Source organism: Allobosea sp. GW821-FHT03A12 (assembly GCF_058986765.1).
Window position 1 is genome coordinate 94,593 of the sequence record NZ_JBYSVZ010000007.1, and the last position, 14,413, is coordinate 109,005.

The window sequence follows — 14,413 nt, forward strand, 5'->3', positions numbered from 1 at the left end:
AGAGGTCGCCATGAACCACAAACGCAAACGCCCGAAGAGCGCCCGCGCCGGCTGCCTGCTCTGCAAGCCGCACAAGGCAAATGGCTGCTGCGCCGATCACAGGAACATGCAGCACGGCAATCGTCGGCGCGACGAGGCCGGCCGCGACCAGTTGCGCTGCGAAGGCTTGGCAGCGCGCTGATCCTGCACACCCAGTGAATTGACGTCATGGCGCTCATTCCCGCGCCGCGCCTCGCCTTCCAGCCGGCGGCGGAATAATCTCGCGCCCTCTCCGACCGGCTGAGGACTTCAGCGCATGTCTGACGTGACCGTCAGCCTGACCGACAGCATCGACCCTGCCCTCCAAACCGCGATCTCCGACGGCCTCGGCAGCTACAATGCCGAGATGGGCGGTGCGCGCGACCGCAAGCCGCTCGCCATCGCGATCAACGGCCCGGACGGAACCCCGCTCGGCGGCCTGGTCGGGCGGACCTCGATGGGCCTGCTGTTCATCGACCTGTTCTATCTGCCGAAGGAGCTGCGCCGCTCCGGTCTCGGCAGCCGTGTCCTGACGATGGCCGAGGACGAGGCGCGGGCCCGCGGCTGCGGCGCCGGCGTGCTCTACACCGTCAGCTTCCAGGCGCCGGAGTTCTACAAGCGCCATGGCTGGCAGGTTCTCGGCGAGGTCGCGCCGCGCGACGGCTCGACACGGATCTTCCTGACCAAGACGCTGTAAAGCCGACGATCTCGTCGTTTCGCGCTGGCTCGCGACGGCGTGATCGCTCCAGCTCCCACGTCGCCTTGACCAACCTACTTACTAGTAGGTAGAAAACCGAATGCCCAATTCCTCGACAACCTATGACGACATCCTGCGCTCTGCGCGGTCGCTGCTGATCGAGGGCAGCTATAACGGCTTCAGCTATGCCGACATCGCCAAGGTGGTCGGCATCCGCAACGCCAGCATCCACCACCATTTTCCGAGCAAGTCCGACCTCGTCCGCACGCTCGTCGCCCGCTATCGCCAAGAGGCCGAGGCAGGGATTGCCGAGCTGGAACGGCAGGTCGCCGAGCCTGCCGAGCAATTGCGCGCCTATGTCGGCTATTGGGAGGCCTGCATCGCCGACGCCAGCGCCCCGTTCTGCGTCTGCGCCCTCCTCGCGAGCCAGATTCCGGTGCTGCCCGAAGAGGTCACGCTGGAAGTGCGCGCGCATTTCAGGACACTTTCCGGCTGGCTGACCTCGCTTCTCGAACGCGGGGCACTGCAGGGCACCCTGCATGTCACCGGCACGGCCAAGGCCGAAGCAGAGGGCTTCATGGCCTGCGTCCACGGCGCGATGCTCTCGGCGCGCGCCTATGGCGATCCCAGGATGTTCGGCGTCGTCACCGGCCCGTTTCTCAAGCGCCTCACGAACCAGAACTAGAGAGGCCTCCCCGCGATGCAGAGCCATCACATTCAAGCCTACCAACTAGTAGATAGATGAACTGCCCGGCCTTCCGGTGCTGCTTCCTCGCAACCGTCCGTCACTCAAGGAAAGGACTTCTCCATGTTCGGTATTTCGCCCCTCGGCTGGGTGCATACGCTCGGCAGCCTGCCCGCCATCCCGGCGGCAGCCTACATGCTCGCGGTCCACGGCCGGATCGTGCCGCGCTCGCCAGCGGGCACGCTCTATCTGGTCTCCATGATGATCGGCGCCGCCACGGTCTTCCTCGTCGGCCATCAGTCCGCGAGCTATGTCATCGGCGCGCTGACACTTCTGCTTCTCGCTTTGGGCTATTCCATCGGCCGCCTGCCGGTCTCCCGAGCGCTCGCGACTTATGTCGAGACGATAACGCTCAGCGTGACGGTGTTCCTGCTGATGCTGCCGACCGCCACGGAAATCCTGCGCCGCGTCCCCGACGGCCATCCCTTCGTCACCGACCTGAAATCCCCGCTGCTTCTCGGCGTGCAGGGCGGCATTCTCGCCGCGCTCGTGGTCGGCGTGACCGCGCAGATCATCTACCTGCGCAGAAGGGGCAAGACGGCCACCGCTTGAGCCGAGGCGTGCAGCCTGACGGCCGGCCCTTACCCCTCCTCCCGCTCCCTGAAGGCCCGCCGCGCCGCCGAGACCTCGGCATGATAGGTCTCGGCCCAGGTCCACACCCCGCAGAAGGCCGCGCTGAGCTCACGGCCGAGCTCGGTCAGCGTGTAGTCGACATGCGGCGGGATCACCGGGTGGACGGTGCGCACCACCAGCCCGTCGCGCTCCATCTCGCGCAGCGTCTTGGTCAGCATCTTCTGGCTGATACCGCCGACGATCCGCCCGCATTCGGTGAAGCGCAGCGTGCCGTGCTCCTCCAGCGCCTCCAGCACCAGCATCGTCCATTTGTCGGCGACCTGCGCGATCACCTGGCGCACCAGCGACTCCACCGCCCTCGAGACCGGCGGGATCTCCTCGCTGCGCTTGTGCATCGCTGCCATCGCCTCGCGGATCGCGTGCATTGCGACACTCTCCTTTTGGTGCGTATCTAACTTTTGGGCGCCTTCTTTCTATCAGAGAGTAGCGACGCCAGCTGATGTCTCGCAACCAGGAAAGGGATTTGCGATGAACATCAGCGGCAACACCATTCTCATCACCGGCGGCGGCTCCGGCATTGGCTGGGCGCTGGCCGAAGCCCTGCACAAGGCCGGCAACCAGATCGTCATCGCCGGCCGGCGCGAGGCGCTGCTCCACGAGGTGACCTCGGCCAATCCGGGCATGGAAGCGCTCCTGCTCGACATCCAGGACAAGGACGATGTCGCCGCCTTCGCCCGGCAGGCGGTCGAGAGCTTCCCGGCGCTCAACGCCGTCATCCACAATGCCGGCATCATGCGCAGCGAGGCGGTCGCGGCCGGCGATTTCCTCGCCACCGCCGAGGACACGATCGCGACCAACCTGCTCGGGCCGATCCGGCTTACTTCGGCACTGCTGCCGCATCTGCTGAAGCAGGAGCGCGCGGCGATCCTGACCGTCTCCTCCGGCCTCGCCTTCGTGCCGCTAGCGACGACGCCGACCTATAGCGCGACCAAGGCCGCGATCCATTCCTGGTCGATGGCGCTGCGCGAACAGCTCAAGGCGACCGCGGTCGAGGTGATCGAGATCGCCCCGCCTTACGTCCAGACCGAACTGCTCGGCCCGCAGCAGGCAGTCGATCCCGCCGCGATGCCGCTGGCCGAGTTCGTCGCCGAAGTCATGGCGCTGCTCGAAAGCGCACCCGCCTCGGGCGAGATCATCGTCGAGCGTTGCAAGCCGCTGCGCTTCGCCGCCGAGAACGGCCAGCTCGACGCGATCTTCGCCCAGCTCGCCGCGCAGCACGGGTGACATGAGTTGCGGGCGCAGTAGCATCGGACCGAAAAGTGGAATCCACTTTTCGGAAAAATCCGGTGCTGCAAACTAAAGTGACAGATCACCGTGATCGCGTCCCATCGGACGCGCGGTGATCTAAGCGCCCGCAACTCAATCCAGCCGCCAGAGCTGGCCGGAGAAATTGCCGCAGGGCGTCAATTGCGCCATGCCGTCCTGCGCGCCGCCATTGACGATGTCGAGGCACATATTGCGGCCACGGAACTCGGTGGTCAGGCGGAACCACTGCCCGTCCTTGTGCATCCGCCAGAACTGGCCGGAATAATTGCCGCAGGGCTGCAGGCTGACGAAATTGTTGAGCGAGCCGCCGTTGTTGACGTCGAGGCACATGCCGTCGCCGCGAAAGGCCGTGGTCAAACGATAGGAATTGCCGTCCTTGCGCAGGCGCCAGCTCTGGCCGGAGACGTCGTCGGCATCGGCGAGGTGGGCCATGTTGTTGTGGCGGCCGCCATTGACGATATCGAGCGGCCGCTCCTTGCCCTGCCATTGCGTCGACAGCTTGCGATAATCCTGTGCTTGCGCAGGGATAGCGAAACTCAAGGCCGAGAGTGCCAGCGGTATTGCAGCGATCCAGGCATGCTTCATCTGCGGCACCTTCTCCTCCGAGGCCAGTCGAGACAGCGCGAAAACGCCGCTAAACCTCGTCGATAGGGAAAACCGGTGCCGGTCAATAGCATTTGACATAAGCCGGCGCGCGCAGTGGTAAAGCTGCCCTCACCCTGCTAAGCCGCGCCCATGCGCGAAGGCCTCCTGCCATCGACGGTCGCGACCGTCCTCGAACTCGAAACCAGCGGCGACAAGGCGCGCGCCTTGACCGAATTGCTGGGCGAGGTCTTCGACCCGACCGAGACCGCCGTCTCCGCCTTCGAGGTCGAGAGCGGCGTCACCACCCTGTCGCTGAACGCGCCCTGGAAGGTCGAGATCTATTTCGCCACGCATCCCGACGAGGACGCGGTGCGCGACATGCTGCGCCCGATCGTCGGCGACAGCATCGACGCAACCCCCTTCGCCACGGTCAATCAGAAGGATTGGGTCGCAGCCAGCCTGGAAGGCCTGCAGCCGGTCCGCGCGGGCCGCGTCCTCGTCCATGGCTCGCATGACCGTGACGCGGTCAAGGTCAACGACGTCGCCATCGAGATCGCGGCGGCGCTCGCCTTCGGCACCGGCCATCACGGCACTACCGCCGGCTGCCTGCTGGCGCTCGACGCCGAGCTGAAGAAGCGCAGGCCGAAGAACGCCATCGATGTCGGCACCGGCACCGGCATCCTGGCGCTGGCGCTCGCCAAGCAGGTCAAGCGCAAGGTCGTCGCCGGCGACATCGATGCGATCGCGATCGAGGTCTCCGCCCACAATGCGAGGGTCAACCACGCCCCGCAGGCGCTCGATCTTTATGTCGCGCCGGGCCTGCGCCATGCCAAGGCGGACCGCCCGCGCCATTTCGACCTGATCTTCGCCAACATCCTCGCCGGCCCGCTGCGCAAGCTGGCGCCCGCGATCGCCCGCGCCCTCTCCGACGACGGCACGGTGATCCTGTCGGGACTTCTGGAGATGGATGTCGCCGGTGTGGTCTCGGCCTATCGCCATCAGGGGCTGGCGCTGGCGAAGCGCTCCTCGCGCGAGGGCTGGGCGACGCTGGTCATGAAAAGAGGCGGCGCAGCCGCCAGGCCGCGCCGCCTCTACTAGGCCTACTGCTTCACACGAACGGCGGCGGGTTACGCCGCCATAGCGCTCAGAAGCCGAGGTGGCCGTACTTCTCTTCGGCCTGCGCCTGCATGGTGCGGGCATCATGCCAGACGGCCGCAGCGAACTTGGCGCTGTCGACGATCAGGTCATAGGCGTGCTTGACGATGGCGATCATGATTTCGGTTCCTTTTCGGTTGCTCGCGGCGCGCTTCGCGGCCTGCGGCGTTTGACGGTCAGCGGTTGAACGGCAGCTCGGCGTCGCTTTTCAGCGTCGTCTGCGGGAAGCCGCCGAGCACCAGCTCGCTCTCGCGCACCAGATAGCTGTGGGCGCGCAGCTCGCGCAGGGCCGAACGGCGGCGGCTCTCGATCATCGCGGCGTAGAGACGCTGCCAGAAGCCCTGGCCGGCGGTCTTGTTCTCCGTCGCCTCGGCGCGGGTCGCGGCCGGAAGGACGTCGGTGGAATTCAGCACATAGGTCATAGGGTCTCTCCTCAGATCACGAAGGACAGTCCCGGTCGCTTCCTCGTTCTCTTTATGCGACTAAAGTGGGCCGTCTTCGCACCTGCGAGAAGATATGTTCGCATATGCACAACATGCAAAAAACGCATGACGGAAAAAGAAATCCGTTAACGACTGCGCAAGTCGCATAACCAGGCGGCAGATCGCCCAAATGCGAGCCACCGCGCGCCTGCTGCGAAAGCAGAGGCGAAACCGCAGTTTTGCACTGGCCTTTCCCGCGCGCGGAGGCGAGTGTGGCCGCAAATCCCGCCTTGCCGAGCCCGACATGACCGATTCCCGCGCCACCTGCCGCTTCCAGTCCTTCTCCGAGCCGAGCGATCCCTCGCAGGTCGCGCCGCGCGTCGCGGCCTTGCGCGCCGCTTTGGCCAAGCAGGGCCTCGACGGCTTCATCGTCCCGCGTGCCGACGAGCACCAGGGCGAGTACGTTCCCGCCTACATGGCGCGCCTCGCCTGGCTGACCGGTTTCACCGGCTCGGCCGGCCATGCCGTCGTGCTCGCCGACAAGGCGGCGCTGATCGTCGATGGCCGCTACACCATCCAGTCCGCCGCGCAGACCGACACCAGCATCGTGACGCCGACCAAGATGGAAGAGACCCCGCTCGACAAATGGGTCGAGATCAACCTGCCGGCCGGCGGCAAGCTCGGCTACGACCCCTGGCTTCACACCGTCGACGGTGTCGCCAAGCTGGAGAAGGCGGTCTCGGTGGCGGGTGGCATGCTCGTGCCGGTGACGCCGAACCCGATCGACGCGCTCTGGAGCGACCGCCCGGCACCGCCGACCGCGCCGGTCAAGGCGCATCCGGCCGCCTATGCCGGCGAAAGCAGCGCCGACAAGCTCGCTCGCATCCAGCAGGAGCTCGCCAAGGCCAAGGTCGACGCGCTCGTCCTCTCCGATCCGCACGCTTTGGCCTGGGTCTTCAACATCCGCGGCGGCGATGTCGAGCACACGCCATTGCCGCTCGGCTACGCCATCGTGCCGCGCGAAGGCCGCCCGACCGTATTCCTCGCGCCGGAGAAGATCACCAACGAGGCAGGCGACGCCATCGGCGCGCTCGGCGAGATCGCCCCGCCCCAGGCACTGGAGCAGCAGCTTAAGGCACTCGGAGCCGCCAAGGCCAAGGTCCGGCTCGATTCAACCACGGCGGCCTCGGCGCTGGCCACGCTGATCCGCGATGCCGGCGGCACGCCCGAAGCCGGCACCGACCCGGTCGCGCTGATGAAGGCGAAGAAGAATGCAGCCGAGCTCGACGGCAGCCGCCGGGCGCATCTGCGCGACGGCGCGGCGATCGTCCGCTTCCTGTCCTGGCTGGCGCACGAGGCGCCGAAGGGCGGCCTGACCGAGATCGACGCCGTCGCGGCGCTGGAGGCCGAACGGCTGAAGACCGGCGAATTGCGCGACGTCTCCTTCACCACCATCGCCGGCGCCGGCCCGAACGCGGCGCTGCCGCATTATCGCGTCACCGAGTCGAGCAACCGCAGGATCGAGCCCGGCATCTTCCTGGTCGATTCAGGCGGGCAATACGAGGACGGCACCACCGACATCACCCGCACCATGGCGGTCGGCGAGCCCACGGCCGAGATGCGCGACCGCTACACCCGCGTGCTCAAGGGCCACCTCGCCATCTCGCGCGCGGTCTTCCCGAAAGGGACGTCAGGCGCCCAGCTCGACGCCTTCGCCCGCGCCCCGCTCTGGCAGGCCGGGCTCGATTTCGACCACGGCACCGGCCATGGCGTCGGCAGCTATCTCTCGGTGCATGAGGGGCCGCAGCGCCTCTCCAAGCTCGGCACCACGCCGCTCGAACCCGGCATGATCCTCTCCAACGAGCCGGGTTACTACAAGGAAGGCGCCTACGGCATCCGCATCGAGAACCTGATCGTGGTCGAGGAGCGCCAGATCCCCGGCGGCGACCGCACCATGTACGGCTTCGAGACGGTGACCTGGTGCCCCTATGAGCGCGCGCTGATCGATCTCTCGCTGCTCGATGAGGGCGAACTAGCCTGGATCAACGCCTATCATGCTGAGGTCTGGAGCAAGCTCGCGCCGCTGGTCGAAGGCGAGGCGAAAGCCTGGCTGGAGCGGGCCTGTCTGCCGTTGTGAAAGGATAAGGCGCGGGATCCCCTCTCCTGGAAGGAGAGGGGTAGGGGTGAGGTGTTCGGACTGAAAACGTTGGCCTGAACTGAACCGCGCGGTAAGCGCTCGCGGAGTTGGTCAGAGGGCCTACACCTCACCCTGCCCTCTCCTTCCAGGAGAGGGTTCCCCGCGCTTTTCTTCGCAGCGAAGTGCTCTTAGGGCTCAGCCCCACAAATCGGTCGACAGATACTTCAGCCCGGAATCGCAGACGATGACCGCAATCGTCTTCCCAACCTCGCCTCCACGCAGCAGCTGAACCGCCGCCGCGACATTCGCCCCGGCCGAGAACCCGCCGAAAATCCCCTCAAGCCGCGCCAGCAAACGCGTCGTCTCGCGCGCTTCCTCGCCGGTGACCTGCAGATAGCCATCGACCGGCACATCCCTGAGGAAGGCGAGATCGGCCATCGCGTAGCCGCCGCCCTGGATCGGATGATCAGGCCTTGTCACCGCCTCGCCCGCCGCAGCCGCGGCCCCAGCCGGCTCGACCACATAGCAGCGCACAGCCGGGCTCCGCTCTTTCAGCGCCTTGGTTACCCCGGCATAGCTGCCGCCCGAGCCGATGAAATCGACGAAGGCGTCGATCGTCCCGCCGCTCTGCTCCCAGAGTTCCGGGCCGGTCGTCTGGTAATGCGCCAGCCAGTTGCCGTCGCGATGGAATTGGTCGGCGCGGAAGGCGCCGCGCTCCCTGGTGATCCGCTTCGCCTCGTGGTCGACGAGTTCGAGATCGCCGCCCGAAACCTGCCCTGGCACCGAGCCGGGCAGCTGGTCGACCAATACGACCTCAGCCCCGAGCGCGCGCATCATCCGGGCGCGCTCTTCGGAATTGCCCTTCGACATCACGGCGATGAAGGGATAGCCCCTGATGCCGCAGACGATCGCGAGCCCGGTGCCCATATTGCCGGAGGTCAGCTCGACCACGGTCTGGCCGGGCCTCAGCGCGCCCGACGCTTCCGCCTCCTCGATGATGCCGAGCGCCGCCCGGTCCTTCTTCGAAAAGCCGGGATTGAGATAGTCGAGCTTGGCGAGGATGGTGCCGCTCACGCCAAGATGCCGCGTCAGCCGGTCGAGCCGGACCAGCGGCGTGTCGCCGATCGCCTCGACGATCGAATCCATCACGGGGCGCATGCATGTCCTCCCGGTCGGCTTCAGGCCACCATGCGCAAGGCAACCACGGTCGCGACGCCGACGCCAACCACGCCGAGCAACGGCAGGCGCGTCGCCGCGAGGCCGCAGACCAGCGCGGCAACAGTCTCCGGCCAGCCGGTCGCGAGCGCACTCGGCGCAATCACCGCGATCAACACGGCCGGCGGGATCGCGTCGAAGGCGGCCTGCGCCCGCGGCGAGAGATTGAGGCGGCCGACGAGGGCAAGGCCGGCGATGCGGGTGAGATAGGTCACCAGCGCCATGCCGACAAAGGCCGCGAGATTGATCGGATCGAGGCTCATTCGGCCGGGCTTTCGACAGGTTTGTCAGCGAGGTCGCCGGCGGCGATCCAAGCCGCGGCGAGGCCGCAGAGCGCGCCCGCCAGCACATGCCAGGGCGGCCCGGCGAGCTTGTAGGCCAGCGCCGAGGCGATACCGGCAGCCGCCACCGTCCAGGCGGTGACGCGCCCCTTCCAGAAGGCAGCGGTCAGCGCGATGAACAGCGCGGTGAAGGCGAAATCGGCGCCGTAGCGCTTGGGATCGCCGAGCGCGGCGCCGATGATCGCACCGGTCGTCGAGGTCGTCAGCCAGCCGAGGACGAAGGGCACGACCATGGCGAACCAATAGGCCGGCGTGACCGGATGGCTGCGCGCCCGCTTCTCGGCCAGCGCCCAGTTCTCATCGGCCATGTAATAGAGCCCGCCGAAGATCTGCGCGGTCGAGAAGCCCTTGAGCTTCGGGGCGATCGAGGCGCTCATCAGGATATGGCGGGCATTGATCAGCGCCGTCGAGAACACCAGCGCGAAAAGTGGCGCCGGGTGCGTCCAGAGCTCGACCGCGGCGAACTGCGCCCCGCCGGCGAAGACGAGGACGCTCATCAGGAAGACTTCGAACGGCGAGAGGCCCTTGCCGGCGGCGAGGGCGCCAAAGAGCAGGCCGATCGGCACGGCCGCCAGCGCCGCCGGCCAGATGTCGCCCAGCCCGGCACGGGCTTCTGTTTTCCAACTCATGCTTTGTCCATCAGCCGTGATGGGCGGCGCGGAAGACGCCCGGCGTCACGCCAAGCCTCGCCTTGAAGGCGCGGGTCAGATGCGCCTGGTCACAGAACCCGGTGGCGGCCGCGACCGCGCCGGGGGATTCGCCGCGCCGCAGCCGCTCGCGGGCGCGGCGGACGCGGACATCGACGAGATAGGCATGCGGCGTCAGCCCGGTCTCGCGCCGGAAGGCCCGGATCAGGTGATGCCGCGGCAGACCCGAGCGCTGGGTGAGATCGGCCAGCGACAGATCCTCGTCATAGCGCTGCTCGAGCAGTTCCCTGGCCTGCGCGATCGGGCCGCGCTCGCGCCCGATCTCACGGATCGTGAGATCGGCATGGCGCGACAGGCACCAGGCATAGGCGCGCAGCAGGCCTTCCTCGCCGGCGAGGCCATCGCCGCCCTCCTCCAGCGCGCGATGCGCCTCGGAGAACAGGGCCGAGCCCTCCGGGTCCTGCACGGTCGGCTCGGGAAAGAAGGGCGTGCCGATCGTCTCGTCGCCGGTCAGCGAGATCGCGACCTCGCGCATCAGCTCGATCGTCGGATAGGTCATCCGGTAGCGATAGCCGCCTTCGCTCGGCGCGCCGTCATGGACATCGAGCGGGTGGTTGAAGACGAGATCGCCGGTGCGCGCGAAGAGCGTGCGGCCGCGCGCATGCCAGAGCTCACAGCCGGAGAGGATCGTGCCGACCGCATAGGTCTCGTGGGCGTGCGGCGAATAGGTGTGGGTCGAGAACCGCGCCGACAGGCACTCCAGCCCGGAGAAGCGCGCCGCCGTGAACAGGCGGGCGTGCTCACCCTCCCGGAGCGGCATCTCCTGCAACGCGTCGCCTTGGCTGATCAGATCCATGGCGCAAGATAGAGCGGAACCGCGCCCTCATGTCTTGAAGAAAAGTGATGGCGACGATCACGCGACCGTCGCCATCTGTCAGGAGTCAGGGGCGCGGCGGCTCCTTGCCGGCGACCAGCACCAGGAGCGCGCCTGCGAGCGTCGCCACCGCCATGTAACCGATCGGGCCGAGGCCGCCGACATGGTTGACCAGGAGGCCGCCCAGCACCGCGCCGCTGGCGATCGCGACCAGGAAGGCCGCCGTCACGAGCCCGCTCGCCGATTCGGCATGGTCTGCCGCGACGCGCACCATCCAGGTCTGGAAGCCGACCGGCGCGAAACCGAAGGCGAAGCCCCAGAGTGCCACCGTGATCCCCGCCACGATCGGCGAGGCGCCGAACTGGAGCATGACCAGCGCCAGCACCCCGATCGCCAGCGCGAAGGAGACGATCGCAAGCTTGACGCCGCGCCCCGCCACCGCGCCGCCGGCGAAATTGCCGACGACATTGCCGAGGCCGTAGCCGAGCAGCACGACAGTGATCGCCGCGACGCCGAGCTGCGGCGCATGCTCGAGGAAGGGGCGGATATAGGTGAAGCCGGTGAACTGCCCGGAGATGATGACGAGTACCGAGATCAGCATCAGCCGAATGCTCGGTCGCGACAACAGCACTCCCAACGTGCCCAGCCGCGGGGCCGCCTGCGGCGGCAGGGCCGGCATCGTCGCCAGCAACGCCAGCAGGGCGACGCCGGCGAGCGCAGCCGAGAGCCCAAAGACCGCCCGCCAGCCTATCAGAGAATCGAGATAGGCTCCGAGCGGCCCGCCACCGATGAAGGCGGCCGAGACACCGGCCGAGATCAGTGCCAGCGCGCGCGGTACCGACTGCGCCGGCACCAGCCGCAGCGTCAGCGCCGGCGCCATCGACCAGAAGCCGCCGAGGGCAAGGCCGAGCAGGAAGCGCGCCGCCAGCAGCATGGTAAAGCCGTTGGCCAGCGCCGTGACCAGGCTCGACAAAGCGAGCAGCGACAAGAGCGACCACAGCACCAGGCGCCGGTCGAAGCGGCTGGTGACGATCGGCGTGAAGATCGCGGCGGCGACACCGACCAGCGACGTCACGGTGACGGTCTGCCCGGCGGCGCCGACGCTGATCGAGAGATCGGCGGCGATCGAGGTCAGAACGCTGGCGGGCAGGAATTCGGCGCTGACCAGCGCGAACACGCCCATGGAGAGGGCGAAGACCGCAGGCCAGGCGGCCGTGCGCTCTTCGGGCACGATGCCGACAAGTTCGGCATCGGCTGTAGCTGACAAGGAATCCGACATAGGTCGCTCCAGGAAGATCGGACACCGGAGTTAGGCGTGACCGCCTGGAGCTTCCATGCTAGAAAACCCGGTATGCTTGACCAATCGTCCAGAAGATCGGGACCGGACCCGCTGACGGAGATGCTTCGCGGCCTCCGGCTCGAAGGCGTAGACTACGCCCGCTACGAGATGACGACGCCCTGGTGCCTGCTGTTTCCGGCTCAGCCGGCGGCGCGCCTGCACTTCATGGCCGAGCGGGGCTGCTGGCTGCGCACGCCCGAGGGCGAGTGGTGCCGGCTCGAACAGGGCGATGCCGTGCTGATGCCCCGCGGCGTCGAGCATGCGCTTGCCAGCGAGCCCGGCCTCTCGGCGAAGCCCAACGGCAACTGCGCCTTCCAGCACTGCTGCGGCGAGATCGCCGAGGCGCGCGGCGGGGCGGGAGAAGGCGACGCGACCTTGTTCTTCAGCGCCAGCCTCTGCTTCAACGTCGACGCCCAGCACCCGATGCTGCGGATGATGCCGGAGCTGATGTGGGTGCATGAGATGGCTGTGGCCGAGCCGGCCATTCCCGCTTTGCTGACCACCATGGCGTGCGAACTCGCGCTCGATCGCGTCGGCGCCGGCGGCATCCTCACCCGCCTGGCCGATGTGGTCGCCGCCGCCCTGATCCGCTCCTGGGTCGAGCGCGGCTGCGGCAGCGCCAGCGGCTGGGTCGCCGCCGCCCGCGATCCCGATATCGGCCGCGTGCTCGCCGCGATCCATCTCAACCCGAGCGAGGACTGGACGGTCGATGCGCTCGCCAAGGTGATGCACGCCTCGCGCTCCGCCTTCGCAGAGCGCTTCGCCAGCGTCGTCGGCGAGACCCCGGCCCGCTATGTCCTGCAGGTCCAGATGCACCAGGCCCGGCAATGGCTGGAGCGCGACCGGATGCGGATCTCGGCCGTGGCGCGCCGCCTCGGCTACGATTCGGAGGCGTCCTTCAGCCGCGCTTTCAAGCGCGTGATCGGCAAGTCGCCGAGCCATTTCCGCAATGCCGAGCCGCCGATCCGCGCGACGCGGCCGGTCGATGCCTCTCCTGCTGGCAGCGCCTCGGGGCGCCTTGCCGATCACGGACCGCTACGCCTTCGACGGGACGACCATGACCATCCGCCAGCAATTGATTGAGCGCTTCTTCCGCTATGTCGCAGTTTCCAGCCAGAGCGACATCGAGGCGACGACGCTGCCGAGCACGCCGGGCCAGCAGCACCTCGCCGAACTCCTGGCCGACGAACTGCGCACGCTCGGCCTCGACGATGTCGCGATCGACGACCACGCCACCGTCACGGCGCTGAAGCGCGGCACCGTGCCGGATGCGCCCAGGATCGGCTTCATCGCCCATCTCGACACCTTCGACGCCGGCCTCTCGCCCGATATCCGTCCGCAGCTCCTGCGCTTCGAGGGTGAGGACCTCTGCCTCAACCGCGACCGGGACATCTGGTTGCGCGTCGCCGAGCATCCGCAATTGCGCGACTGGCAGGGTGCCGAGATCATCGCCAGCGACGGCACCAGCGTGCTCGGCGCCGACAACAAGGCGGCGATCACCGTGATCATGACCCTGCTCGCCAATCTGAGCCCGCAGGACCAGCATGGCGACATCGCCGTCGCCTTCGTGCCGGACGAGGAGATCGGCCTGCGCGGCGCCAAGGTCATCGACCTCGCCCGCTTCCCCTGCGACTTCGCCTATACGATCGACTGCTGCGAGCTCGGCGAAGTGGTGATCGAGAACTTCAACGCCGCCGCTGTGGAGATCACCCTCACCGGCGTCAGCACCCATCCGATGTCGGCCAAGGGCGTGCTGGTGAACCCGGTGCTGATGGCGCAGGATTTCATCAGCCGCTTCGACCGGGCAGAGACGCCGGAGAATACCGAGGGTCGCGAGGGCTATGTCTGGTTCAACGCCATCACCGCCAATGCCAGCGAAGCCAGGTTGGGCGCGCTGATCCGCGATTTCGACAAGGAACGCTTCGAAGCGCGTAAGCGCCGTTTCAGCGAGGTCACCACGGAGATCGCCGCGCTCTACCCGACCGGCCGGGTCGACTGCGTGGTCAGCGATACCTATGGCAACATCCATGACAGCCTGGGTGACGACCAGCGCCCGGTCGACTTGCTCTTCGGCGCGCTGGAGCGCTTGCAGATCGGGAAGAAGCAGATCCCGATGCGCGGCGGCACTGACGGCGCTGCCCTCTCAGCCCGCGGCCTGCCGACGCCGAATTTCTTCACCGGCGCCTATAACTTCCACTCGCGCTACGAGTTCCTGCCGGTCCCGGCCTTCGAGAAGTCCTATGAGGTCGCGCGGATGATCTGCACGCTGGCAGCGGGGCGGAACTAGCCGCCATTTTCCGTCATGGTCGGGCTTGTCTCGACCATCCACGTCTTCATTC

The 14,413-nt window shown here is 67.4% G+C and carries 18 protein-coding genes; 9 read left to right on the plus strand and 9 right to left on the minus strand.

Going from position 1 to position 14,413, the window contains the following annotated elements; genetic code table 11:
- Window positions 1-10: 10 nt before the first annotated feature.
- The 4 genes from AC3WLC_RS25650 to AC3WLC_RS25665 all read left to right on the plus strand — a co-directional run bounded on the left by AC3WLC_RS25650 (window position 11) and on the right by AC3WLC_RS25665 (window position 2,012).
- Window positions 11-181, plus strand: coding sequence for a hypothetical protein (locus tag AC3WLC_RS25650; protein WP_493686736.1), 171 nt, complete (start codon window positions 11-13; stop codon window positions 179-181).
- A gap of 114 nt (window positions 182-295) precedes the next feature.
- Window positions 296-715 carry a GNAT family N-acetyltransferase gene (locus AC3WLC_RS25655; RefSeq protein WP_493686737.1) on the plus strand — a complete coding sequence of 140 codons (420 nt, stop codon included), beginning with the start codon at window positions 296-298 and terminating at the stop codon, window positions 713-715.
- Window positions 716-815: 100 nt separating this feature from the next.
- Complete coding sequence (locus AC3WLC_RS25660) at window positions 816-1,400, plus strand: TetR/AcrR family transcriptional regulator (RefSeq protein ID WP_493686738.1); 585 nt, start codon at window positions 816-818, stop codon at window positions 1,398-1,400.
- A 123-nt stretch (window positions 1,401-1,523) separates the two neighbouring features.
- Window positions 1,524-2,012 (plus strand): hypothetical protein, encoded by a 489-nt coding sequence (locus AC3WLC_RS25665; protein ID WP_493686739.1) that lies wholly within the window; start codon window positions 1,524-1,526, stop codon window positions 2,010-2,012.
- 29 nt (window positions 2,013-2,041) lie between these two features.
- On the opposite strand, the gene AC3WLC_RS25670 is transcribed toward AC3WLC_RS25665, so the two are convergent.
- Window positions 2,042-2,437: a winged helix-turn-helix transcriptional regulator gene (locus AC3WLC_RS25670; RefSeq protein ID WP_493687149.1), complete on the minus strand. Its 396-nt coding sequence runs from the start codon at window positions 2,435-2,437 to the stop codon at window positions 2,042-2,044.
- Window positions 2,438-2,561: 124 nt separating this feature from the next.
- Here AC3WLC_RS25670 and AC3WLC_RS25675 point away from each other — a divergent pair, with 124 nt between their 5' ends.
- On the plus strand, window positions 2,562-3,317 hold the full coding sequence (locus tag AC3WLC_RS25675) for an SDR family oxidoreductase (RefSeq protein ID WP_493686740.1): 756 nt from the start codon (window positions 2,562-2,564) through the stop codon (window positions 3,315-3,317).
- Window positions 3,318-3,452: 135 nt separating this feature from the next.
- On the opposite strand, the gene AC3WLC_RS25680 is transcribed toward AC3WLC_RS25675, so the two are convergent.
- A complete protein-coding gene (locus tag AC3WLC_RS25680) occupies window positions 3,453-3,944 on the minus strand; it encodes an RICIN domain-containing protein (protein ID WP_493686741.1) in 492 nt (163 codons plus the stop codon).
- Window positions 3,945-4,094: 150 nt separating this feature from the next.
- Between AC3WLC_RS25680 and AC3WLC_RS25685 the strand changes: the two genes are divergently transcribed.
- Window positions 4,095-5,042 (plus strand): 50S ribosomal protein L11 methyltransferase, encoded by a 948-nt coding sequence (locus AC3WLC_RS25685; RefSeq protein ID WP_493686742.1) that lies wholly within the window; start codon window positions 4,095-4,097, stop codon window positions 5,040-5,042.
- 46 nt (window positions 5,043-5,088) lie between these two features.
- On the opposite strand, the gene AC3WLC_RS25690 is transcribed toward AC3WLC_RS25685, so the two are convergent.
- Together AC3WLC_RS25690 and AC3WLC_RS25695 are read right to left on the minus strand one after the other, a co-directional pair.
- The gene (locus tag AC3WLC_RS25690) at window positions 5,089-5,217 is read right to left on the minus strand and encodes a hypothetical protein (protein ID WP_493686743.1); all 129 of its coding nucleotides are present in this window, start codon (window positions 5,215-5,217) and stop codon (window positions 5,089-5,091) included.
- 58 nt (window positions 5,218-5,275) lie between these two features.
- A complete protein-coding gene (locus AC3WLC_RS25695) occupies window positions 5,276-5,521 on the minus strand; it encodes a hypothetical protein (RefSeq protein WP_493686744.1) in 246 nt (81 codons plus the stop codon).
- Window positions 5,522-5,825: 304 nt separating this feature from the next.
- Between AC3WLC_RS25695 and AC3WLC_RS25700 the strand changes: the two genes are divergently transcribed.
- Window positions 5,826-7,658 carry an aminopeptidase P family protein gene (locus tag AC3WLC_RS25700; RefSeq protein WP_493686745.1) on the plus strand — a complete coding sequence of 611 codons (1,833 nt, stop codon included), beginning with the start codon at window positions 5,826-5,828 and terminating at the stop codon, window positions 7,656-7,658.
- Window positions 7,659-7,853: 195 nt separating this feature from the next.
- Here the strand turns inward: AC3WLC_RS25700 and AC3WLC_RS25705 are convergent, their stop codons facing one another.
- From AC3WLC_RS25705 to AC3WLC_RS25725, 5 genes are all read right to left on the minus strand, one after another.
- Window positions 7,854-8,816, minus strand: coding sequence for a PLP-dependent cysteine synthase family protein (locus AC3WLC_RS25705; protein ID WP_493686746.1), 963 nt, complete (start codon window positions 8,814-8,816; stop codon window positions 7,854-7,856).
- A 20-nt stretch (window positions 8,817-8,836) separates the two neighbouring features.
- Window positions 8,837-9,136, minus strand: a complete 300-nt coding sequence (locus AC3WLC_RS25710; RefSeq protein WP_493686747.1) for an AzlD family protein — start codon at window positions 9,134-9,136, stop codon at window positions 8,837-8,839.
- Entirely contained in the window at window positions 9,133-9,843 is a 711-nt protein-coding gene (locus tag AC3WLC_RS25715) for an AzlC family ABC transporter permease (RefSeq protein ID WP_493686748.1), read from the minus strand. The genes AC3WLC_RS25710 and AC3WLC_RS25715 overlap by 4 nt, the downstream gene beginning before the upstream one ends.
- Before the next feature lie 10 nt (window positions 9,844-9,853).
- The gene (locus tag AC3WLC_RS25720; RefSeq protein ID WP_493686749.1) at window positions 9,854-10,717 is read right to left on the minus strand and encodes an AraC family ligand binding domain-containing protein; all 864 of its coding nucleotides are present in this window, start codon (window positions 10,715-10,717) and stop codon (window positions 9,854-9,856) included.
- A gap of 85 nt (window positions 10,718-10,802) precedes the next feature.
- Complete coding sequence (locus AC3WLC_RS25725) at window positions 10,803-12,014, minus strand: MFS transporter (RefSeq protein WP_493686750.1); 1,212 nt, start codon at window positions 12,012-12,014, stop codon at window positions 10,803-10,805.
- Window positions 12,015-12,086: 72 nt separating this feature from the next.
- Between AC3WLC_RS25725 and AC3WLC_RS25730 the strand changes: the two genes are divergently transcribed.
- Complete coding sequence (locus tag AC3WLC_RS25730; protein WP_493686751.1) at window positions 12,087-13,157, plus strand: AraC family transcriptional regulator; 1,071 nt, start codon at window positions 12,087-12,089, stop codon at window positions 13,155-13,157.
- Complete coding sequence (pepT, locus tag AC3WLC_RS25735) at window positions 13,132-14,361, plus strand: peptidase T (protein WP_493687150.1); 1,230 nt, start codon at window positions 13,132-13,134, stop codon at window positions 14,359-14,361. Before AC3WLC_RS25730 ends, pepT begins: the two co-directional genes overlap by 26 nt.
- Window positions 14,362-14,413 lie beyond the last annotated feature (52 nt).

Bases quoted from the DNA above. Each gene is read 5' to 3' on its own strand.
- AC3WLC_RS25650 (WP_493686736.1), top strand. From the start codon at position 11: ATGAACCACAAACGCAAACGCCCGAAGAGCGCCCGCGCCGGCTGCCTG.
- AC3WLC_RS25655 (WP_493686737.1), top strand. From the start codon at position 296: ATGTCTGACGTGACCGTCAGCCTGACCGACAGCATCGACCCTGCCCTC.
- AC3WLC_RS25660 (WP_493686738.1), top strand. From the start codon at position 816: ATGCCCAATTCCTCGACAACCTATGACGACATCCTGCGCTCTGCGCGG.
- AC3WLC_RS25665 (WP_493686739.1), top strand. From the start codon at position 1,524: ATGTTCGGTATTTCGCCCCTCGGCTGGGTGCATACGCTCGGCAGCCTG.
- AC3WLC_RS25670 (WP_493687149.1), bottom strand. From the start codon at position 2,437: ATGGCAGCGATGCACAAGCGCAGCGAGGAGATCCCGCCGGTCTCGAGG.
- AC3WLC_RS25675 (WP_493686740.1), top strand. From the start codon at position 2,562: ATGAACATCAGCGGCAACACCATTCTCATCACCGGCGGCGGCTCCGGC.
- AC3WLC_RS25680 (WP_493686741.1), bottom strand. From the start codon at position 3,944: ATGAAGCATGCCTGGATCGCTGCAATACCGCTGGCACTCTCGGCCTTG.
- AC3WLC_RS25685 (WP_493686742.1), top strand. From the start codon at position 4,095: ATGCGCGAAGGCCTCCTGCCATCGACGGTCGCGACCGTCCTCGAACTC.
- AC3WLC_RS25690 (WP_493686743.1), bottom strand. From the start codon at position 5,217: ATGATCGCCATCGTCAAGCACGCCTATGACCTGATCGTCGACAGCGCC.
- AC3WLC_RS25695 (WP_493686744.1), bottom strand. From the start codon at position 5,521: ATGACCTATGTGCTGAATTCCACCGACGTCCTTCCGGCCGCGACCCGC.
- AC3WLC_RS25700 (WP_493686745.1), top strand. From the start codon at position 5,826: ATGACCGATTCCCGCGCCACCTGCCGCTTCCAGTCCTTCTCCGAGCCG.
- AC3WLC_RS25705 (WP_493686746.1), bottom strand. From the start codon at position 8,816: ATGCGCCCCGTGATGGATTCGATCGTCGAGGCGATCGGCGACACGCCG.
- AC3WLC_RS25710 (WP_493686747.1), bottom strand. From the start codon at position 9,136: ATGAGCCTCGATCCGATCAATCTCGCGGCCTTTGTCGGCATGGCGCTG.
- AC3WLC_RS25715 (WP_493686748.1), bottom strand. From the start codon at position 9,843: ATGAGTTGGAAAACAGAAGCCCGTGCCGGGCTGGGCGACATCTGGCCG.
- AC3WLC_RS25720 (WP_493686749.1), bottom strand. From the start codon at position 10,717: ATGGATCTGATCAGCCAAGGCGACGCGTTGCAGGAGATGCCGCTCCGG.
- AC3WLC_RS25725 (WP_493686750.1), bottom strand. From the start codon at position 12,014: ATGTCGGATTCCTTGTCAGCTACAGCCGATGCCGAACTTGTCGGCATC.
- AC3WLC_RS25730 (WP_493686751.1), top strand. From the start codon at position 12,087: ATGCTTGACCAATCGTCCAGAAGATCGGGACCGGACCCGCTGACGGAG.
- pepT (WP_493687150.1), top strand. From the start codon at position 13,132: ATGACCATCCGCCAGCAATTGATTGAGCGCTTCTTCCGCTATGTCGCA.